Here is an 18,192-nt window from a genome sequence, read left to right as displayed (position 1 = left end):
ACCGCGCATATTATTTCAAGCAAGAGGCCCAGCATGCACTTCACCATACAAAGAGAAGCCTTGTTAAAACCATTACAACTGGTTGCCGGCGTAGTCGAGCGCAAGCACACCATGCCTGTGCTGTCCAACGTGCTGTTAGTTTTACAGGATCAACAGCTTTCCATGACCGGCACAGACACTGAAGTAGAACTTATAGGCCGCGTTACGCTAGAAGAGCCCGCACAAGATGGTGAAATCACAGTACCCGCCCGCAAACTCATGGATATCTGTAAAAATCTGCCGGCTGAATCCACGCTCTCTATTCGCCTAGATGAGCAAAGATTACTGATTACCTCCGGGCGTAGTCGCTTTACGTTAACCACTTTACCCGCTTCTGATTTCCCTATATTCCAAGAAATCACCGGCTCTTTTGCCTTCCGTATTAACCAAGGCAATCTGCGTTTCCTAATTGAGCGCACCAGCTTTGCCATGGCGCAGCAAGATGTTCGATACTTCCTCAATGGTTTGATGCTCGAAGCGACCACTAATAAACTAAGAGCCGTAGCTACTGACGGTCATCGCCTTGCATTAAGTGATGTGGAAGCTGAAATCAGCGAGACCAGCGCCCACCAAGTGATTGTCCCACGCAAAGGCGTACTGGAACTAGCCCGCCTGATGGATGATGAAAGCGCGTTCGCAGACATCACCCTAAGCCAAACTTTTATCCGAGCCTCTACAGAAGACTTTATATTCACTTCCAAACTCATTGACGGTAAATTTCCCGACTACGAACGCGTGTTGCCTCGCGGTGGTGACAAAATCATTACCGTAGACCGCGTAAGCTTGCGTGACTCGCTTAACCGCACCTCGATTTTGACCAACGAGAAATATCGCGGTATTCGTCTGCAATTTGAAAACGAATTACTCAAGCTGCAAGCCAACAACCCAGAACAAGAAAGCGCTGAAGAAGAAGTGGTTATTGACTACAACGGACCCAACCTTGAAATGGGCTTCAATGTTAATTACCTGCAAGACATACTGAACGTCATGTCCGCCAGCCAAGCCAAGCTGACTTTGTCGGATGAAAACAGCAGTCTGTTAATGAGCGAAGCCGGTAATGAGAGCTCTGCTTATGTTGTTATGCCGATGCGCCTGTAACAATGATTCGCCCTTCTTAAATGCCCATCAAAGCACTAAGCGTGACAGGCCTACGCAATCTTGAACCTGCCACGCTAAACTTTTCATCCAAAATAAATATTTTATACGGCGCCAATGGCAGCGGTAAATCCAGCCTACTGGAAGCCATTTACTTACTTTCGCTTGCGCGCTCTTTTCGCAGCACAAAGATACAGACGCTTATTCAGCATGAAGCCGCTGAAACTGTTGTTTTTGCTCAGTTGGTAGCGAGTTCCGAACACAACACCAACAAAATCGGCATCAAGCGTAGCCGTCAAGGCGAGTTTGAAATACGCATTAATGGCGAGAACATAAAAACCATCGCTCAGCTCGCGCGCGCTTTACCCTTGCAACTACTGAACTCAGACAGCTTTCTGCTCTTAGAGGGCGCTCCAAAGCTTAGAAGACAATTCTTAGACTGGGGGGTGTTCCACGTGGAACATTCCTTTCATAGCCAATGGAGCCGCATGCAGACAAGTTTAAAACAGCGTAACTCATGGTTGCGTCATGCTATAATGGACAGGCAATTACTAGCCTCTTGGGACAAAGAATTCTGCGCTGCCAGCGAAAGCATCGACCAAGCACGCCAAAACTACATTGCTCTACTTAAGCCTGTTTTCGAGCAGACCCTTGAATCGCTAATCAAGCTGCCCGAGCTTAGTATTAGCTATTATCGTGGTTGGGATAAAGACAGTAGCTTGCAGAGCGTTTTAGATAACGGCCTAGAGCGTGATAGGATTTTGGGGTATACCCAAGCAGGGCCTCAGCGTGCTGACATCCGCATTAAAGTGGGTGGTCATAACGCAATAGAAATCCTTTCAAGAGGTCAACAAAAGCTGGTGGTTTGCGCATTGAAATTAGCCCAAGGCTATTTACTGGCCCAGCAAATGCAACAGCAGTGTATCTATCTGATTGATGATCTGCCTGCCGAGCTCGATAAAGAGCACCGTAAGGCCCTCAGCAGATTACTTGAAGAACTAAACTGTCAGGCCTTTATAACTGGCACTGACAAAGAAACGTTATTAGAAGGCTGGCAAATGGACACGCCAGTAGCCATGTTCCACGTGGAACATGGCCGTATAAATCTTGTGGAGTAAACAGATGAGCGAAGCATCAACCTACGATTCCAGTAATATTAAAGTCCTTAAAGGACTTGACGCTGTACGTAAACGCCCCGGAATGTATATCGGCGATACCGATGATGGCACCGGTCTTCACCACATGGTTTTTGAAGTGGTGGACAACGCCATTGATGAAGCTCTGGCGGGGCATTGTGATGAAATTAAAATCACCATTCATCCAGACGAATCCATCAGCGTAGAAGACAACGGCCGCGGCATCCCGGTAGATATCCACGAAGAAGAGGGAGTCTCAGCCGCTGAAGTAATTATGACTATACTGCACGCTGGCGGTAAGTTTGATGACAACAGCTATAAGGTTTCCGGCGGGTTGCACGGTGTTGGCGTATCAGTGGTAAACGCTCTGTCCAAAGAGCTGATTATGACTATTCGCCGCCAAAACAAAGTCTGGCAGCAAACCTACCACCACGGCGTGCCACAACAGCCGATGGCTGCGATAGGCGATACCGACAAATCCGGTACCCACATTCACTTCAAGCCTTCCGAAGATACCTTTAAGAATATTCATTTTAGCTGGGAAATATTAGCCAAACGTTTACGCGAGCTATCTTTCTTGAACTCAGGCGTAGGCATTCGTCTCGTGGATGAGCGCACAGGCAAAGAAGAACTCTTTAAGTACGAAGGCGGACTTAGAGCATTCGTTGAATACTTAAACACCAACAAAACCACCATTAACAAAATCTTCCACTTCAGCATACAACGCGAAGAAGACGGCGTAGGTGTTGAAGTAGCCATGCAGTGGAACGATGGCTTTAACGAAAACGTTCTTTGCTACACCAATAACATTCCGCAAAGAGATGGCGGCGCGCACTTGGTGGGTTTTAGAACCGCACTGACACGTCATCTGAACAACTACATTGAAGCAGAAGGTTTGGGCAAAAAAGATAAGGTCGCTACAACAGGTGACGATGCTCGTGAAGGTTTAACTGCTATCGTTTCAGTTAAAGTTCCTGACCCAAAATTCAGCTCACAAACCAAAGAAAAGCTGGTTTCCTCTGAAGTGAAAACAGCTGTTGAGCAAGAAATGGGCAAGTACCTTGCAGACTACTTACTTGAAAACCCAAGTGAAGCCAGATTGATTGTCGGTAAGATGATCGACGCAGCTCGAGCCAGAGAAGCCGCGCGCAAGGCAAGAGAAATGACCCGCCGTAAAGGTGCGCTGGACATTGCAGGACTGCCGGGCAAGCTCGCCGACTGCCAAGAAAAAGATCCCGCACTCTCCGAACTCTACATAGTGGAGGGTGACTCTGCTGGCGGTTCAGCCAAACAGGGCCGTGATCGAAAGACGCAAGCCATTTTGCCGCTTAAAGGTAAGATACTGAACGTCGAAAAAGCACGTTTTGACCGCATGATTTCATCGCAAGAAGTCGGCACACTGATTACTGCGCTGGGCTGCGGTATTGGCAGAGATGAATACAACATTGACAAATTACGCTATCACAACATCATCATCATGACGGATGCTGACGTGGATGGTTCACACATTCGCACTCTGCTGCTCACTTTCTTTTTCCGTCAACTGCCTGAGCTGATCGAGCGCGGCTATATCTATATCGCACAGCCGCCTTTATACAAAGTAAAGCGCGGTAAACAAGAGCAGTACATTAAAGACGATGAAGCCATGCAAGAGTATTTAACCCAGGCAGCCTTGGAAGATGCCAGCCTACACGTTAATGAAAATGCACCCGCACTATCAGGTACGGCATTAGAAGAGTTGGTTAATCAATACCGCGCCGTAATGGCAACCCTGCAGCGACTGTCCCGTATTTACCCACTGGAAATCACTGAGCATTTAATTCACATGCCACGCATCGAGGTTGAACAGCTAGGCGATCAAAAGGTCATGCAAAGCTGGGTGGATGAGCTACAGAAAAACATCAACAATACAGAGCGCTCGGGTGAAGAGTACAGCATCAAACTGAACAAAGATGCAGAGCTAGGACATTACGTTCCTTGCATTGAAATATTAACCCACGGCTTGGTAAAGCAGGTTCTGTTACAGAAGGACTTCTTTGCCAGTAATGACTATAGAAGTGTCACTGACATAGGAAGTAAGTTACAAGAGTTAATTGAAGACGGCGCCTATGTAATGCGTGGTGAAAGAAAGCAAGCCATCAGCAGCTTTAAGCAAGGTTTGGAGTGGTTGATGACTGAGGGTTCAAGACGCTTAGTCGTACAACGCTATAAGGGATTGGGCGAGATGAACCCAGAGCAGCTATGGGAGACCACCATGGATCCTAATACTAGACGCATGCTACAAGTAACTATTGATGACGCTATCGCAGCCGATCAAATCTTTAATACACTGATGGGCGATCACGTAGAGCCTAGACGCCAGTTTATTGAAGACAACGCACTAGCAGTCTCTAACCTAGACTTCTAAAAACAAACGGGCCGCAAGGCCCGTTTTTCATTGTTAATCAAGCAGTTAGCTAAATAATATCGGAAAGCTAAGCGCTACCGAAAAGTTCGTCTGCGTCTTATTGGCCGTTAGTGTCCCGGCAAATCGTTGTGCAATAGCTGCAACAATCGCCAACCCTAAGCCGCTGCCTCGATTAGCCGATTTAGCGCGCCAAAACCGTTGCTGTGCCTGCTCAAACAACTCAGCAGAAATACCCTCACCCTGATCAGTCACCTTAAAAACTACAGCGTCTAGCTGCAAGCAGATAGTCAACTCAACCGGACTGTTAGCTGGACTATGTACCAATGCATTCTCCAATAAATTACGCAGCGCTACCGCAGCTAAGGATTCAGGCACAGCCAGTAAAACATCTTGCTCAAGCTGGCTATCCACCTGAATACGCTCAAAGCCTTCACTGGCAAAAAGATTATCCAAAACTGTGCGCGCAACGTTCTGCACACTGCCGGGTTCAATCGCAGAGAAATCTTCACTGCTGCTCAAGCGCGAAAGTAGCAATAGCTGCTCGATCGTTGCCTGCATGCGCTCCACTGCCAGTTGAGCCTTAGCCAAACTTGCTATGGCATGCTCAGGTTCAGCGCGTTGCGCAACCTGTAAGTGGGTTTTAATAGCCGTAAGCGGTGTACGCAGCTCGTGCGCTGCATCGTCGTTGAAGCGCCGCTCACGTTGCAACAAGTCACTAAGCCGTGCCAGCAACTGATTGAGCGTACCTACCAATGGCTGCAGCTCTTTAGGAGCCAGCGCGGAATCAAGTTCGGTTAAATCATCAGCCTTGCGTTGCGCCAACTGCAGACGCAATACCTGCAAGGGCGCTAATCCACGGCCAATACCTAGCCAAATCAGCACCAAGCTACCCACCAGCGCCAACAAAACAGGGGAGGCCGCTGCCACTAAAATTACCCGCTGTAAATGCTCGCGCTCCTCCATTTTATCGCCCGTGGTAATCAACAAGTTGCGTCGCTGTACCGTAAAGGTACGCCACTGCTGCCCATCAATAGCCGTAACTGCAAACCCAAGCAACTCTTCATCCGGCTCGGAAAAAAACATATTGGGTGAGCGCACTAGTACTTCGCCGCGCAAGTTACGCACTTGGCAAACCAAGCCGCGCTTTAAGCCGAAAATTTGACTGGTCAAAGGACTTAACTGCGGTGCACCAACGGGTGCAGGAATTTGCTCCAACAAACCCGCGACCATATTCGCCGAGGATGCGAGGCGCTCATCCAAAATCCGCTCAACCTCATGGCGTAACTCACCCAGCATCCATAACGCCGCAACACCCCATAACAACACAAAGGTACCACCCAAAATGAGCAGTAGGCGTTTACGCAGGCTCATCAGGAACACCTAAACGAAAACCCAGTCCACGGACGGTCTGAATCATGGAGCTACCCAACTTGCGGCGCAGATTGTAGATATGCACATTAATGGCATTACTTTCCACACCATCACCCAGTCCATACAAAGCATCCTGTAAGTACTCTGCGCTAAGAATGCGCTTAGGGTTATTTAAAAAAGCCAGTAGCAACGCCATTTCACGACGTGCCAAATTGACGGGTACGCCATGCAGCGTAACTTCCAAATGGCTGGGGTTAACCATCAAACCCTCATGTTCAATCACATGGGTACTGCGCCCCGAGCTTCGGCGCAATAAACTATGTAACCGAGCACTGAGTTCACGCAAATCAAAAGGCTTCAATAAGTAATCGTCAGCACCGGCCTGTAAGCCGGACACTTTCTGGGCAACTGAGTCACGCGCACTTAGGATAAGCACTGGCAAATCATGCTGTTGGCGACGCATACGCTCAAGCCAAGAAACACCGTCTTCATCGGGCAAACCCAAATCCAAAATAACCGCATCGAAGTGCCCTAAAGATAGCGCCTGCTCGGCTGCAGTCGCGGTTGCCACATGATCCACAGTAAAATTTTCTAAGGCCAAAGCAGCACACAGGCCATCGGCAATTTGTGCGTCATCTTCTACCAATAAAATATGCATAATTACTCAAAGAGAAAATCAGAATGATTTAAGGAACCTCTGGATAACGTTACCGAGGACGCTAACACAAGGCAAAAACGTGCGAAAAAGCGCAGTTTACACCGAGTAAATGAGCATTTTGAGTACGTTTTTAACGCAGTGGTAGCTACGCAGGTAGTTATTCAGAGGCTTCTTAAACAATACCCGCTCACTAGAGTTAAGGCAAAACAATTATAACCAGCATAAAATGCCTTTGTTAATGCTCTGTTAATACCCAGTAATCAGCATTAAGCATCCGTTACAGCGACTAAAAATATTTAAGGGCGCACAGAATAATACCAGCGAGAAACGACAGCTAAGGAGCCTCTGAATAACGTTACCGAGGACGCTAACACAAGGCAAAAACGTACGAAAAAGCGCAGTTTACACATAGTAAATGAGCATTTTGAGTACGTTTTTAACGCGGTGGTAGCTACGCAGGTAGTTATTCAGAGGCTTCCTAATTATTCAACGCTTCCTTAGCACTCTAAGATGGCAAACCACCTATGCGTTACCTAATCAGCTTATCTTTACTTTTGTTTACATTGACTGCCAATGCTTTTTTTACTAACAAGCAGGATTTTTTGCCTGTCGAGCAAGCCTTTCAACTTACCCTAATAGAAGGCGAGCAAGGCGAGGCACTGTTGAACTGGCAAATATCCCCAGGTTATTACCTGTACCGCCACAGCATTAAAGCGCTAGACGCCAGAGAAAACCCAATCGAACTCGATATCCCCGACGGTATTGAAAACGAAGATGAGTTTTTTGGTAAAACTGAAATTTACCATAACAACTTGCGCGTACCCGTAAGCCTAAGTCACCCACAGCCACTACAAGTCAGCTGGCAAGGCTGTGCCGACGCAGGACTCTGCTATCCACCACAAACCACAGAGCTACAACTGACTACCGCAAGCGCAGACAGCAACAGTAACCCTACAAGCGGATTAGCAGAAGACCAAAGTATTGCCGCGCGTTTAGCAGATGCAGGTTTATTAGCCAATATTGGTGCGTTCTTTATCATGGGCTTACTGCTGGCTTTCACTCCCTGCATGCTACCCATGCTGCCCATTCTTAGCAGTGTAATTGCTGGCTCTAAACCCGGCGGCTGGCAAGGTGCGCGCTTAGGTGCTGCCTTCGTTATCCCCATGGCGTTGGTCTATGCCGTGCTGGGTGTAATTGCCGCACAATTAGGCAACCTCAGTGCCATGCTACAAAATCCATGGTTACTTATTCCTTTTGCCAGCTTATTTGTCTTCCTAGCACTGGCTCAGTTTGGTTTGTTTACCCTGCAACTACCGGGCTTTATACGCAACCGCCTACACAAGCAGGATCAACAAATCAAAGGCGGCAGTATGCTGGGTGCAGCGGGCTTAGGCGTATTTTCTGCTTTGCTCGTTGGTCCATGCATGACCGCGCCGCTGGCCGGTGCGCTGCTGTACATCAGCCAATCGGGTAATGTCACTACTGGTGGACTGGCTTTATTTAGCCTAGGAATCGGTAGCGGCTTACCGCTGTTATTGGCAATGAGTTTTGGTATGCGCTGGCTACCCAAGCCCGGCGAATGGATGCAGAGTATCAACAAAGTCTTTGCCTATGCGCTATTAGCCGCTGCGATTTTTATTGTTCGCCCTGTGATAGATGATAGCCTAAGCATGATTTTCTGGGGTGTGCTGCTGGCGGCCATTGCATTACAAATAGGCACCTTAACGCACCCGCGTAGCCTGTTTGTAACGCGCTTGATCGGCCTGCTGCTAGGTATTTACGCCAGTATGATTTTATTCGGTGCTGCCAGTGGCGCACAGGATCCCCTTGATCCCTTGGCAAATTTTAAGCAAATACCCGCAGCAGCAAGCTTAAACACCGCCATACGCTACAGCGACCCTCAAGCAATTTACCAACAACTTGACCAAGCAAAGCGTGCTCACCAGTGGGCTATCCTAGACTTTTATGCCGACTGGTGTGTGTCGTGCAAAGTTATGGAAAAAACTGTTTTTTCCCAGCCCGAGGTGCAAACCGCTATCGCAGGTATGCGTTTTTTACAACCTGATGTAACAGAAAATAACAGCGCGCAACAAGACTTACAAAAAAAGTATGGCATTATGGGCCCGCCCACTATTTTATTTATTGCCCCAAATGGCCAAGAAATTCGTGCTGCACGAATTACCGGTGAAGTAAATGCAAAAGAATTTCTTGCCCATCTAAAGCTTGCACAGGAAACCAATTAAATGCTCAGCGTACAGCTAGGTCCTTTCGCCATTCCAACCAACCTTGCTTTACTTTATTTAGGTTTGATCTGTGCTTGGTTACTAGGTTGGTTTATTGGCCGCAAGCGTGGCGCAAATCCAGAAGCCGCTTTGTTCCATATGCTCATCAGCGGATTTATCGCGGCGCGCATTGCTTTTGTTATCCGCTATTGGCAGCTATACGGCTTTGACCCACTGGCGATTATCGATATCCGCGATGGCGGATTTATCCCCTTAGCAGGTATCCTCGTCGCGCTAACTGTGGCTGCTTATTATTTATGGCGTAAAGCCGAATTACGTATTCCATTGGCCAGCGGTTTAACCCTGGGCATTATTATCAGCGGCTTAGGGTTTGCGCTATTGCAAGCGCTGCTCGACAGCCAAAAACTTCCAGATATGGCGATGCGTGACATTCAGGGGCATTCCGTGGAATTACACAGCTATATAGGCAAACCCATAGTAATCAACCTGTGGGCTACGTGGTGTCCACCCTGCCGCAGAGAAATGCCCGTCCTAGAGGCGGCTCAGCAACAAAACCCAGATATCCATTTTGTGTTTATCAATCAAGGCGAAGGGCAACAGCTGATAGAAGAGTACTTTACCAAGCAACAACTTAGCCTAGATAATGTCTTACTCGATACCGGCGCTCGTATGGGGCAATCGGTCAGTTCATTATCACTGCCTACGACATTATTTTATGATGCCGAGGGTTTACTACAAAACAATCATCTGGGTGAGCTTTCCAACGCCAGCCTTAAACATGCATTGCGTACCATTAATACCCAACCCGAAAAGGAATCCCAATGAAACCAGCCCACCTAGCAGCAGTTATCTGCATTGCCAGCTTGCCCATCTTAACCTTTGCACAAAATTACCCTGCGCCTATCGAGGCCTTGCGTGGTAAGGGTGTAGAGATTCTAGATACCTTCGATGCGCCCAGTGACATGCAAGGCTATGCTGCGTTGTATCAAGGAAATCCACTGGCTATCTACCTCACCAGCGACAAAAAACATGCACTAATAGGCAGCTTGCTGGATGCGCAAGGTGAAGACCTAACCCGCTCAATTATTGAAGACAAAATTAGCCGTCCACAAAGTGATGTTTTATGGAATAAATTAGAGAAGGAAAGCCACTGGGTTACCGAAGGCTCAGCCAAAGCACCAACCACAGTCTACTTTTTCACTGACCCCAACTGCCCCTACTGCAAGCGCCTATGGAAAGATGCACAGCCCTGGGTTAAATCCGGTAAAGTACAAATCCGCCATATTCCAGTGGGTGTGCTGGGCGAAAGCAGCCGCAAAAAAGCCGCCTATATTTTAGCGGCAAAAGACGGCAGCAAAGCATTGGTAGATAACGAAAGCGGTAAAGCCCCTGCCAAAGAAAATCCGATCGCCAGTAAACAGTCCAAACAACTGGATGAAAACCTACAGTTAATGCAACAACTAGGTGCCAACGGTACACCGGCAATCCTATACCGAGACGAAACTGGTTTGCTGCAACTTCACCCCGGCGCCGCACAGGGTGAACAACTCATAGAAATTTTTGGCTCAAGACCTTAAATGTAAGGCAGCCGCTAGGGTAGCCGGCATCAGCACCGATAAAACTTCAGCTACAGACAGTTTCTTGCCTGCAGCTGAGGTTTAAAGAATGTTACAACCGTGCACCACGCACACCCGTGCTAATCTCGCGGCATTGCGCCAGCACATCGGCGACCGCTTGCTCTGGGGTGGCTGCTTGGTTGATTTTATCGACCAATGCCGAGCCCACCACCACGCCATCAGCCAAACGCGCCACATTGGCGGCGTGTTCTGCCGTGCGGATGCCAAAGCCGATACAGACCGGCAAATCACTGTGATGACGCAAGCGCGCTACGGCTTCTTCGACATGCTCAAGGCTTGCGGTAGCACCACCGGTAATACCCGCCACCGAGACGTAGTAAATAAAGCCGGAGCTGTGATTCAGTACTTTAGGCAAACGCTGATCATCGGTGGTCGGTGTGGCCAGGCGAATAAAATCTATCCCTGCGGCCTGCGCCGGCTCACACAACTCTTCGTTATGCTCTGGCGGCACATCCACAACAATCAAACCATCGACGCCGACTTCATGGGCATCACGCACAAAGTTATCCACACCATAGTGATGAATCGGGTTGAAATACCCCATCAACACCACTGGAGTGCTCTGATTATCTTGGCGAAACTCACGCACCATCTGCAAAGTTTTACGCAGTGTATGGCCGTTTTTCAAAGCACGCTGGTTAGCCAGCTGAATCGCTGGGCCATCCGCCATAGGATCGGTGAAGGGCATGCCTAACTCGATCACATCCGCACCCGCATCTGGCAAGCCTTTAAAAATTTGCATGGCACTGCTGTAGTTCGGGTCGCCCGAGGTGACGAAAGTGACCAATGCCGCACGGTTTTGTTGTTTTAACTGCGCAAAACACGCCTCAATACGACTCATGATTGTTCTCCTTGCGCGCCTAAATAGTGCATTACGGTTTGCATGTCTTTATCACCGCGACCAGATAGATTTACGACCATCAAATGGTCTTTGGCTAAACTGGGGGCGCGTTTGATCACCTCAGCTAACGCATGGGATGTTTCCAGTGCAGGAATAATGCCCTCTAAACGGCACAGCAATTGAAACGCTTCCAATGCCTCATCATCAGTAATGGCGGTATATTCAACCCGACCTGTATCATGTAACCACGCATGTTCAGGTCCTACACCCGGGTAATCCAATCCCGCGGAAATGGAGTGAGCGTCTTTGATTTGCCCGTCTTCATCTTGCAATAAGTAGGTTTTATTACCGTGCAGCACGCCAGGTGCGCCACCAAGCAAACTTGCCGCATGCTTGCCTGTTTCCACACCTTGACCGGCGGCTTCCACGCCAATAATGTTCACACTGGGGTCATCTAAAAACTCATGGTACAAACCCATGGCGTTAGAGCCACCACCAATGCAAGCCACCAATGAATCCGGCAAACGGCCTTCCTGCTCCTGCAATTGCGCACGTGTTTCGCGGCCAATCACCGATTGAAAATCACGCACCATCGCCGGGAACGGGTGCGGACCCGCGACCGTACCAATCAGGTAAAACGTGTTGTCTACGTTCGTTACCCAATCACGCAAAGCCTCATTCATGGCATCTTTCAACGTGCCTGTACCGGCTTTAACAGGAATCACCTCAGCCCCTAACAGCTTCATGCGAAACACGTTGGCCTGTTGGCGCTCGATATCTGTAGTGCCCATGTACACCACGCATTGCAAACCAAAACGTGCAGCAACAGTCGCCGTCGCCACACCATGCATACCCGCACCGGTTTCAGCAATAATGCGTTTTTTGCCCATGCGTCGCGCCAGCAAAATTTGCCCGATGCAGTTGTTAATCTTATGGGCGCCGGTGTGGTTGAGCTCTTCGCGCTTTAGATAAATCTTTGCGCCGCCTAAGTGTTCGGTAAGGCGCTCAGCAAAATACAACGGGCTTGGGCGACCCACATAGTCGCGCTGAAAATACGCCAGCTCTTTCTGGAATTCAGGATCCTCTTTGGCTTGCGCGTAGGCCTTGCCCAATTCTAGGATCAGCGGCATTAAGGTTTCCGCAACATAGCGTCCACCAAAAATACCGAATAGACCACGCTCATCTGGCGCTGCCGAATAATTTGTCATGTTGGTTATTCCATTGATAGCAAAATATATGCACTTAACATACGCCAATTAGTGCGCAACAAAAAGCGATAAAAACACACACTCATGTTAGTATTTATCACATGAACTACTTAACCCAACTGCCCTCACTGAATGCACTCAAAGCTTTTCTTGCCGTAGCCGAGCAGGGCAGCATAACCGCCGCTGCACAAAGCTTAAACGTCACCCATGGTGCAATCAGTCGACAGATAAAGCAGCTGGAAGATCAACTGGGCATGCCATTAACCAGCAAGCATGGGCGCGGCATAAAACTCACAGATGCAGGGCAACAACTCTATACCGATACCAGTCCTGCCCTAGCGACGATTGCTCAAAGCTGCCAACAACTTAAGCAGCTCAATCGAGATAAGCCCATTGTCTTGGCCTGTTCGGGCAGTATTTTAGCGCGCTGGTTGATACCTCGTTTGCATCAACTGCAGCAGGAACTGCCTGAATTAGCCTTGCAACTGATCACCAGTACCGGAGATGACAACCCACAGCAGCAGGGCGCCGATGCGAGTCTGTTGTTTACCCAGAGCTGCGTGGCACAAAGCGCCAGCCAATTTGTGTTGGATCACGAACGTATCGGACCCGTTGTTAGCCCTGAGTTTGCCAAACAGCATCAGCTCATCGATAGCCCAATCGAGCGCATTCTTGATTTTGCCGTGCTCCACACTCAATCGCGCCCGCAAGCCTGGCCCGACTGGGCAGCGCAACAATTAAGCGGCCAGAAGTTACAACTCGGACAAGGCTTTGCGCATCTGTATTACTTATTAGAAGCCATCACTGCGGGCATGGGTATTGGTATTGCCCCGCAGCAGCTTGTTGATGCCGATATTCAACAAGGCAGGCTCATTGCACCTTGGGGCTTTGTACGCACTTCAGCAACCTTATGTTTAAATCTACATAATCCGCAGCAAGCTCAAGCGATTGAGCAGCTCGCTCAATGGTTTAGCACACATCTTTAATAATGAACACGCATTACTAACAGACAGATACTCGAGGTAACAGATTGGATTTGGTCAAAATCCGACAATGATAGTACAATGACAGTACTTGTTTAGTTTATCTTTACTAACTAAGCCGTCCTAATCCACAGGAGGACAATATGCAAATCTCAAGCGGTATGATGCCCATGGGTATCCAAGCCATACAAAATGGCCAGCAACAAATGACAGAAGCAGCACAGGCGGTTGCCAGCTCAACGGCAAACTCAAACGCCGACCAAGCGCCAAACTTTAACATTGCCGATCTAACCCAGCAGTTAGTGCAAATGGATCAAGCCAAGCACTTAACCATGGCAGGCGCAAAAATGGTGCAAACAGCCGACGAAGCGCTAGGTACTATCATTAATACTATGGCGTAACTTCGTCTAAACCACGCTTTGCTAAAAGCCGTTCTACTCGAAAGAGGGACGGCTTTTTTTGTCCCTGCAGAACAGCAACCCACCACCAAATACATCGCACCCCCAACCCACGAACAAAGCTTTGAGTGGGCTGTCTGATTGTGAACAGCCAAGCCTTAATAGCTCATTTCATTGCGCATAATCACAACTCACTCACATAAAACCACCGCAACGTTGCCACAACATCCAAGCTATTAAAAAATACCACTTTTGTGTGCTTGACAAGCGATAGTCAGAGCCGTAAGTTTCAAACAGTCGTTTGATAATTTTAAAGCACGCCCAGACAGCAGGAAAAGTTGTCCATTAATTACGCAAAAAACCAATAATAAAGAATCTATCTTAGAGGTAAACAGCTATGCCAGAATACAAAGCCCCCTTGCGCGATATCCGTTTCGTACGTGACGAACTCTTAGGTTATTCCCAGCACTACCAAAACCTGCCTGGCTGCGAAGACGCCACACCAGACATGGTCGATGCCATCCTAGAAGAAGGCGCAAAGTTTTGTGAGAACGTCATTGCGCCACTCAACCGTGTTGGCGATACAGAAGGCTGTACTTGGTCAGCCGATGGCGTTACTACACCAACCGGCTTTAAAGAAGCCTACGAGCAGTTTGTTGAAGGCGGCTGGCCTAGTCTTGCCCATGATGCTGAGCACGGCGGTCAGGGGCTGCCCGAGTCACTAGGCATGGCCATCAGCGAAATGATTGGCCAAGCCAACTGGTCATGGGGCATGTACCCGGGCTTGTCCCACGGCGCGATGAATACCCTCAGCGCCCACGGTACCGAAGAACAGCAAGCGATTTATCAAACCAAGTTGGTGTCAGGTCAGTGGACGGGGACCATGTGCCTAACTGAGCCCCACTGTGGTTCTGACCTAGGCTTACTGCGTACCAAGGCCGAACCACAGGCTGACGGCAGCTACAAGATCACTGGTACTAAGATTTTTATTTCCGCCGGTGAGCACGATATGGCAGAAAATATCGTCCACATCGTACTTGCACGTCTACCGGATGCACCCGAAGGCACCAAAGGGATCTCCCTGTTTATCGTGCCTAAGTTTCTGCCCAACGCCGATGGTGAGATAGGTGAGCGTAACGGCGTTACCTGTGGTTCCCTCGAGCACAAAATGGGTATCCACGGCAACTCCACCTGCGTAATGAACTTTGATAACGCTACCGGTTTTTTGATTGGCCCGCCCAACAAAGGCTTGAACTGCATGTTCACTTTTATGAACACGGCACGCTTGGGTACCGCGCTACAGGGCTTAGCTCACGCCGAAATTGCCTTCCAAGGCGCAATAGAATACGCCCGCGACCGCTTACAGATGCGCTCACTCACTGGCGCCAAAGAACCAGATAAAGCAGCTGACCCCATTATCGTGCACCCCGATGTACGCCGCATGTTATTAACCACCAAAGCCTTTGCCGAAGGCAACCGAGCAATGCTGTATTACGCGGCCAAGCAAGTGGATATCGTGCAGCGCAGTCAGGACGAAGAAGCGCGCACGCAGGCCGATACGCTGTTGTCTTTCATCACCCCAATAGCCAAAGCTTTTATGACCGAAACAGGATTTGAAGCCGCCAACCACGGCGTGCAAATCTATGGTGGTCACGGCTACATTAGCGAGTGGGGCATGGAGCAAAACGTGCGCGACAGCCGTATTTCTACCTTGTACGAAGGCACCACCGGCATTCAAGCGCTGGATTTGCTCGGCCGTAAAGTGTTGATGACCCAAGGTGAAACGCTCAAAGCCTTTACCAAGATCGTGCACCAGTTCTGCAAGGCCAACGAGGGTAACGAAGCCATTGAATCCCTAGTTAAGCAACTGGCCGAACTCAATAAAGAGTGGGGCGAGATCACCATGAAGGTGGGTATGGCGGCGATGAAAAACCGTGAAGAAGTCGGTGCCGCTTCCGTGGATTACCTGATGTATTCCGGCTACGTCTGCTTGGCGTATTTCTGGGCGGATATGGCCCGGGTCGCGGCAGAAAAAATCGCCGGGGGCACCAGCGAAGAAGCTTTCTATAAAGCCAAGCTGCAAACCGCACAGTTCTACTATGCGCGTATTTTGCCACGTACTCGCGGCCACGCGGCAGCCATGCTCTCAGGGGCCGACAACCTGATGGACATGGCGGTCGAAGACTTTGCCTTAGGCTATTAACCTTCACACAAACCCGCTTCGGCGGGTTTGTTACCAAGAACAACTATAAAGAGGACATTATTATGGCTGAGTATCGAGCACCTTTACGCGACATGGTTTTTTTACTCAATGAAGTTTTCCAGGTCGGCACACTCTGGTCAGAATTACCTGCACTGGCTGAGACTGTTGATGAAGAAACGGCCAGTGCGATACTCGAGGAAGCCAGCAAAATTAACGCCAATATCATTGCCCCCCTAAACAGAACCGGCGATGAAGAAGGCTGCCAATGGCAGCAAGGCGTAGTTAAAACACCCACAGGCTTTGTTGAGGCCTACCAAAGTTACGCCGAAGGCGGCTGGGTGGGTGTGGGCGGCGATCCTCAGTATGGCGGCATGGGCATGCCAAAAATGATCACGGCTCAACTTGAGGAAATGGTTAATGCTGCCAACCTGTCGTTTGGCCTGTACCCCATGCTCACCGCAGGCGCGTGCCTGTCGCTGTTAACCCACGCCAGTGACAAGTTAAAAGAACAATATCTACCGAATATGTATGCTGGGACCTGGGCGGGCTCTATGTGCTTAACCGAAGCTCATGCCGGCACGGACTTGGGCATGATTCGCACCAAAGCCGAACCGCAAGCCGATGGCAGCTATGCCATTACTGGCTCGAAGATTTTTATCACCGGCGGTGAACACGATCTTACCAAAAACATCATTCATTTGGTGCTGGCCAAACTGCCTGATGCGCCCGCTGGTGCCAGAGGTATTTCACTGTTTTTAGTGCCCAAAGTGATGGTCAACGAAGACGGTAGCTTAGGCGAGCGCAACGCGGTGTCCTGTGGCTCGATTGAGCATAAAATGGGCATTAAGGGCTCATCCACCTGCGTGATTAACTTCGACAACGCCACCGGCTACTTAGTCGACGAGCCTAATAAAGGCTTAGCAGCAATGTTCACCATGATGAATTACGAACGTTTGGGCGTAGGTATTCAGGGGTTAGCGCTAGGTGTGCGCTCGTACCAAAGCGCGGTTGAATACGCCCGTGAGCGTGTACAAAGCCGTGCCCCCACAGGAGCACAACGTCCAAATCAAGCTGCCGACCCCATTATCGTGCATCCAGACGTGCGCCGCATGCTATTGACCATGAAAGCGCTGAACGAGGGCGGTCGCGCCTTTTCCACCTACGTGGCTAAGCAGTTGGATCTGAGCAAGTACAGCATGGATACCAACGTCAGCAGTAAAGCTGCAGATCTCGTGGCTTTACTGACGCCCATTGCCAAAGCCTTTATGACCGATATGGGGCTAGAAACCACAATACATGGACAGCAGGTTTTTGGGGGGCATGGTTATATCCGCGAGTGGGGTCAAGAACAGCTGATTCGCGATTGCCGTATCACACAGATTTACGAAGGCACCAACGGCATCCAGGCGCTGGACTTGTCGGGACGTAAAGTGGTTGCTAACGAGGGTGTTTTTTATCAGCATTTCAGCCAAGAAGTTAACGACTTTATAGCTAGTGCTGGTGATGAGCTAAGCGAGTTTACCCAGCCACTGGCGCAAGCACTCAACAACCTCGACGAGCTGACCCAGTGGTTAATAGAGCAGGGCAAACTCAATGCCAATGAAATTGGCGCGGCTTCCGTTGAATACCTGCATGTGTTTGGCTACACCGCTTATGCCTATATGTGGGCCATGATGGCGCGGACCGCCCAAGGCAAAGAAGAGCAAGACAGTTTCTACGCCAGCAAAATGGGTACAGCACGCTTTTACTTTGCCCGTTTACTGCCGCGTATTCATTCACTAACCGCCAGCGTCAAAGCCGGTAGTGAGTCACTGTACCTGTTAGATGAGCATGAGTTTTAGGTTCTTGTAAGCAAAAGCTTACACGAACTAGCGCTAATCTCCTCTAGCGATGTCAGTGGTTAATTGCCTACACTAAATACCTAGGAAAAGAAGGACGAACATGGCGCCTGCCAAGGCTCGTAGGCTTACAAA

The 18,192-nt window shown here is 49.3% G+C and carries 14 protein-coding genes; 10 read left to right on the top strand and 4 right to left on the bottom strand.

Features of this window, described 5'->3' with window-relative positions:
- The first annotated feature begins 33 nt into the window (after positions 1 to 33).
- From dnaN to gyrB, 3 genes are read left to right on the top strand one after another with little or no spacing between them, the layout of a single operon-like run.
- A complete protein-coding gene (gene dnaN / locus QEZ41_RS04680; protein ID WP_289410228.1) occupies positions 34 to 1,137 on the top strand; it encodes a DNA polymerase III subunit beta in 1,104 nt (367 codons plus the stop codon).
- Between the two features lie 20 nt (positions 1,138 to 1,157).
- The gene (gene recF, locus QEZ41_RS04675) at positions 1,158 to 2,252 is read left to right on the top strand and encodes a DNA replication/repair protein RecF (protein ID WP_289410227.1); all 1,095 of its coding nucleotides are present in this window, start codon (positions 1,158 to 1,160) and stop codon (positions 2,250 to 2,252) included.
- A gap of 4 nt (positions 2,253 to 2,256) precedes the next feature.
- Positions 2,257 to 4,677, top strand: a complete 2,421-nt coding sequence (gene gyrB / locus QEZ41_RS04670; protein WP_289410226.1) for a DNA topoisomerase (ATP-hydrolyzing) subunit B — start codon at positions 2,257 to 2,259, stop codon at positions 4,675 to 4,677.
- 45 nt (positions 4,678 to 4,722) lie between these two features.
- Here gyrB and QEZ41_RS04665 read toward each other — a convergent pair whose 3' ends face one another.
- Both QEZ41_RS04665 and QEZ41_RS04660 read right to left on the bottom strand, forming a co-directional pair.
- Entirely contained in the window at positions 4,723 to 6,048 is a 1,326-nt protein-coding gene (locus QEZ41_RS04665; RefSeq protein WP_289410225.1) for an ATP-binding protein, read from the bottom strand.
- Positions 6,035 to 6,706, bottom strand: a complete 672-nt coding sequence (locus QEZ41_RS04660; RefSeq protein ID WP_289410224.1) for a response regulator — start codon at positions 6,704 to 6,706, stop codon at positions 6,035 to 6,037. The genes QEZ41_RS04665 and QEZ41_RS04660 overlap by 14 nt, the downstream gene beginning before the upstream one ends.
- Before the next feature lie 524 nt (positions 6,707 to 7,230).
- Between QEZ41_RS04660 and dsbD the strand changes: the two genes are divergently transcribed.
- From dsbD to dsbG, 3 genes are read left to right on the top strand one after another with little or no spacing between them, the layout of a single operon-like run.
- Positions 7,231 to 8,949 (top strand): protein-disulfide reductase DsbD, encoded by a 1,719-nt coding sequence (dsbD, locus tag QEZ41_RS04655; RefSeq protein WP_289410223.1) that lies wholly within the window; start codon positions 7,231 to 7,233, stop codon positions 8,947 to 8,949.
- Positions 8,950 to 9,774 carry a TlpA disulfide reductase family protein gene (locus QEZ41_RS04650; RefSeq protein WP_289410222.1) on the top strand — a complete coding sequence of 275 codons (825 nt, stop codon included), beginning with the start codon at positions 8,950 to 8,952 and terminating at the stop codon, positions 9,772 to 9,774.
- Positions 9,771 to 10,526: a thiol:disulfide interchange protein DsbG gene (dsbG, locus tag QEZ41_RS04645; protein WP_289410221.1), complete on the top strand. Its 756-nt coding sequence runs from the start codon at positions 9,771 to 9,773 to the stop codon at positions 10,524 to 10,526. Before QEZ41_RS04650 ends, dsbG begins: the two co-directional genes overlap by 4 nt.
- Positions 10,527 to 10,617: 91 nt before the next feature.
- Here the strand turns inward: dsbG and trpA are convergent, their stop codons facing one another.
- A complete protein-coding gene (trpA, locus tag QEZ41_RS04640) occupies positions 10,618 to 11,427 on the bottom strand; it encodes a tryptophan synthase subunit alpha (RefSeq protein ID WP_289410220.1) in 810 nt (269 codons plus the stop codon).
- Positions 11,424 to 12,635 carry a tryptophan synthase subunit beta gene (gene trpB / locus QEZ41_RS04635; protein WP_289410219.1) on the bottom strand — a complete coding sequence of 404 codons (1,212 nt, stop codon included), beginning with the start codon at positions 12,633 to 12,635 and terminating at the stop codon, positions 11,424 to 11,426. Before trpB ends, trpA begins: the two co-directional genes overlap by 4 nt.
- Positions 12,636 to 12,736: 101 nt before the next feature.
- On the opposite strand from trpB, the gene QEZ41_RS04630 reads away from it, so the two are divergent.
- The 4 genes from QEZ41_RS04630 to QEZ41_RS04615 all read left to right on the top strand — a co-directional run bounded on the left by QEZ41_RS04630 (position 12,737) and on the right by QEZ41_RS04615 (position 18,060).
- Entirely contained in the window at positions 12,737 to 13,621 is an 885-nt protein-coding gene (locus QEZ41_RS04630) for a LysR family transcriptional regulator (RefSeq protein WP_289410218.1), read from the top strand.
- 140 nt (positions 13,622 to 13,761) lie between these two features.
- Entirely contained in the window at positions 13,762 to 14,019 is a 258-nt protein-coding gene (locus tag QEZ41_RS04625; protein WP_289410217.1) for a hypothetical protein, read from the top strand.
- 394 nt (positions 14,020 to 14,413) lie between these two features.
- Positions 14,414 to 16,219: a phenylacyl-CoA dehydrogenase gene (locus tag QEZ41_RS04620; protein ID WP_289410216.1), complete on the top strand. Its 1,806-nt coding sequence runs from the start codon at positions 14,414 to 14,416 to the stop codon at positions 16,217 to 16,219.
- A gap of 62 nt (positions 16,220 to 16,281) precedes the next feature.
- Positions 16,282 to 18,060 (top strand): acyl-CoA dehydrogenase C-terminal domain-containing protein, encoded by a 1,779-nt coding sequence (locus QEZ41_RS04615; protein ID WP_289410215.1) that lies wholly within the window; start codon positions 16,282 to 16,284, stop codon positions 18,058 to 18,060.
- Positions 18,061 to 18,192 lie beyond the last annotated feature (132 nt).

It is taken from the genome of Thiopseudomonas acetoxidans (assembly GCF_030362935.1).
Taxonomy (GTDB): domain Bacteria; phylum Pseudomonadota; class Gammaproteobacteria; order Pseudomonadales; family Pseudomonadaceae; genus Thiopseudomonas; species Thiopseudomonas acetoxidans.
Note: the sequence above shows the minus strand (reverse complement) of the source record. Positions and strands in the feature narration are given on the sequence as shown.